The 4,063-nt window shown below is 44.4% G+C and carries 2 protein-coding genes; both read right to left on the bottom strand.

Annotated elements, in window-relative coordinates:
* Positions 1–369 precede the first annotated feature (369 nt).
* The gene (locus tag B3157_RS11030) at positions 370–1,914 is read right to left on the bottom strand and encodes a transglutaminase domain-containing protein (protein WP_292590523.1); all 1,545 of its coding nucleotides are present in this window, start codon (positions 1,912–1,914) and stop codon (positions 370–372) included.
* Between the two features lie 162 nt (positions 1,915–2,076).
* On the bottom strand, positions 2,077–3,885 hold the full coding sequence (locus B3157_RS11035; RefSeq protein WP_292590524.1) for a hypothetical protein: 1,809 nt from the start codon (positions 3,883–3,885) through the stop codon (positions 2,077–2,079).
* Between the last annotated feature and the right edge of the window lie 178 nt (positions 3,886–4,063).

A 4,063-nucleotide genomic window follows, 5' to 3' on the forward strand; every position in this document is an offset into this window, starting at 1 on the left:
AATCCCCCTGGGCTACTCACCGGTTGGGGATTGGACAGAGCAAAAGGACTGGTTCGCCGTTGGCCGCATGTTTCATATTTTGCTAGATTACAGGATTGGCATTTTGCCGTAGAATAACTGGCTTACAATAAGAAACGCAGCAACAATTGGTGAAGACTACTTGCGGCAAGTCACCGTTTTTTATCGGACCGGCATTTTTCTGCCTAAGCAAGAATATGAAATTGGGGGTTTTAAGCACTTATATCCCGGTCTTCATGAATTCTTTCGAGTGGTTTTTCACATTTGTATACTGGCCAGTAACTTACTGTGCAGTATACAGACCGTTTTTCCGTTGTAATGGAACTTTTTTGAGTGAAGCTTAATCTTCCTCTACCTCAAAAGAAAGTCAACCGGAAGTTGTCCGATCAAATCGATCAGTTCCGCCTCGGTAGATGTCTTGATTAAGATTATCTGCTTACCTTCTCTCCATTCGTTAACTATTACAGGCAGTTCCGAAGACGAGAACTCCGGCAGATATTCTTCGATATAAAGTGGCATTTTGTCGAGGTAATCGAGTGAGTAGAGGACTACGACGAGTTCCGTCTCCAGAAATCTTTCGTATTGTGAATTGCCAAGACTTAGGAAGCCCTTTCTTGAAAATCCTTTTATGAATCTCTCTTCGAATACTCCCACAGGGTTGCTCATCCCATAAACTAGAACTGAGTTTTTCACTATTTTGACATCAGGAACATTCTCATCGTTTAGTGGGCCGTCCAAAAAGTCCTCGGGCAGTTCTCTGATTATTTTCATCAATTCGCCAGTTGTATCTGTCATTATAAGAACAATTCTCCTGCCGTCCCTGATTTCGTTAAGGATTACGGGCGTTTCCGAAGACGAGAACTCCGGTATAATGCCCAACATGTAGTCGGGCATCGTGGCGGGCTGATCGAGAGAGTGAAGGACTATTATCCTCTGAGTACTCATCACTTCGTCTATATCGGCGAAGCAGAGATCGAGAAGCCTCTTGTTAGAAAGATGTGCCGTGAATCTATCATTGAACAGCTCAACCGGACTCTGTTTTCCAAAAATGAGAGCCGAACTTCCTATTACGGTTGAGTGACCGGTGAAGACTCCGGATGACTTCGACTCCCCTGTCGTGAGGTCAATATAGTCGTATCCCGGATTGTTATAGACTGAAGGATCAAAGATCCAGAAGAGATCCATCATCATCTGCCAGTTCTCTTTTTCGTCCTTTGCCCCAGAATCCCATACCTCAATAGATTTCGCAAACACATAGTACCCATCGGGGAGCGAGAAGTTGTTTCTGTCATAATTAAGGTAAAGCCTGCCGGAAGTCGAGTCTACAAGATACCATTTTTCTTCTAAATAGACTTCGACAAGAATGTGACCTACTATCATGCCACTGTTTGATTTCTTTCTTGCCTCGATCCAGTCAATCCGAGCAGTCTGGATGAATACGGAAGGAATCCCCTTTGCCCTTGCAAGCGACACGAAAGCCAGTCCATAGTCTGTGCAGCCAGTTACTCCCCCGGTTGTTATGATTTCATGTGATGTTCTGCCAAACTTCTCTCCCTCAACTCCCCTCAGGTTTCCCATCATCCAGCCGTATATCTCTTTAATTGTCGATAAATTCTTATTGTCATTAAACTGATCGGCGATCGCGGCAATCTCATCGGTGATTCGAGTCTGTGGGCCACATTGCAAAAACAGCTCTGGATAAGAATAATCGACATTGAGAAAATACCCTCTGAAAACAGGAGCTTCGATTTCATCGTCGTTCTTGAGTTTCTCGATATTAAACTGTTCTACAGTCTCTTGTTCGACAACCTCGGCTACAGTGAAATACTGCAACAGACCACACCCTGAGAAAAGAAAGACACTCAATAAGACCAAAATCATTAGTAGTTGCTTCATTGTTACACCTCCTGTTGATCTTATTGCAGATGTTTTATGAAATCCATAGACATACTGGAAACTCCACCAGCAGTATTATTCTAAGCCCACTTTTAGCAAATGGAGCAACGAACCTTCATCTACAGGTCATTGCTCCACAATTCATCTCGAATAAGTTCGCTCTCAGTTATACAGCGAGACCGACTTCGGAAGGTTAACTACGGCACCGCCAAACGTTGGGTCGGGAAATTCAATTCCTTCGAGCATCTCATAGTTTATAAGGGTAGGGAAGAAGCTTAAGAGATCGGAAAAGCCCTCGGGGTGGTCGAAAATGTTGTATAGTCTCAGGATAATCGTGTTACCTTCTTCATCGACTGGGATTTCAGTATCGAGATCTTCTCCGTTTGGTCTTATGTAGTCCAGCAGCTCTTCCAATTCGTTCGCGTTTTCTGAAAGGGTATCGTAAGCGTCCTGATCGAACGGGATGTACCACTGTGAGGTCAAGTTGTGCTTGTTGCCTTCGGTCCGTGTGTCCTTCAAGAGATCCTCTGCCATCAGCATCGTCGTTTCAGGTATCTCCAAAGCGATATCCCTTATCAAACTCAGCCATAGAGGACTTTCGAAGGGGTTCCTGAATGTCATGAAGGACGTGCCAATAAATGCTTTAACTTCTGACGCGTCGATATTTCCGTCGCTATTTGTATCAATTTCCGGAGGATCTATCTCATCATCATCGGTGTCTTCGAAATACTCCATGAAAGCCTCCGATGGCTCAAGATCATAAATGGTGAATGCTCTGGCGCTTGAAAGAGCACTGCCAACCAGCATTTTTAGAATCGCTATCTCTCCTTCATCGATTACGAGATAATCGTTCTCATCGAATCCAGGAGCGTCCTCTATATCCAACCCCTGTGAGATCATGAACCAGAAATCGAGATCGAACACTGCGTCACCGCCACTGGGATCAACCTCGATCGAGACTATGTGATCACCTTTTGGCTTCTTCTCCAGGAAAAGGATATCCGAATAGAGACGGAAGTTTTCTGAGTAGGTTATGGAATCATTTTCACTCACTACTTCAAGTATCAGCTCTCTGTCGCTTTCAACAACTCCGTCTTCGTCCCAATCGAACTCATTTAGGAATACCTTTACTACAATACTCATCTCTCCGCTCAAATAGGAGATATCGTCCCAGACTTCCTGAAGGCTATCGGCGTAATTCTCCATTTCCTCCTGAAAATCGGTGATCTCCCCGCTGAGTGAATAATCGGAATTTTTGGCTATGGGCCGACGAGAAGAAAGAGCATTTATCAGAAGCTGCGGTTTTCTAAGAATCAACGCCGATTTCAGCTTCATATTCAGTAGTTTTGCGCGTATGTCAGATGAAAGGCTCTGTGCGATTTGATCAGGATTCGAGACGAGGTTTTCGAAACTTGACAGTATTTCATCTCGATCCATTGTCCCTGCAATGTCAAGGGAACCAATCTGCGAATTGTATATGTCTAGAAGTTTCAGCAATTGCGGAATGGCCTTCATAGCTCCACGAATCGCGTGTCCTTCGGGATTCTCAGGATTCCTCTTCACGAAATCATCAATAATCTGTTCAAACTCTTCGGCAGTCTCTCCCGATAACTTGATCTCAGCCTCTTGACCTTCCGGAATGGGACTTACGTTGATCCGGAACTCTGCAACTCCGCTCTTGCCTTCATCACTTGCGCTTACTCTCACTTTAAAAGGGCTGTTTTCGCTGTCACCGGGCAAAGACGTAAACACATAATCCCTTCCGACAATTCTGCCCGGTCCGCTGCTTATCGAGAATGATATCCCGTCGGAAACAGATGATAAAACAAACTGGCTAAGGCCAATAACAAGCTCCTCACCCTCCGTCACCTGTTGATCGGGAATTTCAACCTTGATCGCCCTAAAGAGAGAGCAGCCACCGAGCGCTATCAAGGTAAACAGTGAAAAAAACACAAGACTCTTCTTGAACATTCCTTTTCCTCCCTTTTCTATGTGCTATTGAATAAGGATATTTGGTTTACCTCATGAACCCTTTCGATTCAATCTTACACTTCATACATAAAAACACAAAAAACTCTACTTGCGACTGCCATGAATCGTAAGGATAAGTTGCTAGATGCAAGTTGCGGTGTGCCAAGAAGGCGAAGAA

It is taken from the genome of Mesotoga sp. UBA5557, from assembly GCF_002425715.1.
In the GTDB taxonomy this organism is placed as follows: Bacteria; Thermotogota; Thermotogae; order Petrotogales; family Kosmotogaceae; genus Mesotoga.

What these genes read in the sequence shown, in the direction of transcription:
- B3157_RS11030 (WP_292590523.1), bottom strand. Translation starts at nt 1,914, where the DNA reads ATGAAGCAACTACTAATGATTTTGGTCTTATTGAGTGTCTTTCTTTTC.
- B3157_RS11035 (WP_292590524.1), bottom strand. Translation starts at nt 3,885, where the DNA reads ATGTTCAAGAAGAGTCTTGTGTTTTTTTCACTGTTTACCTTGATAGCG.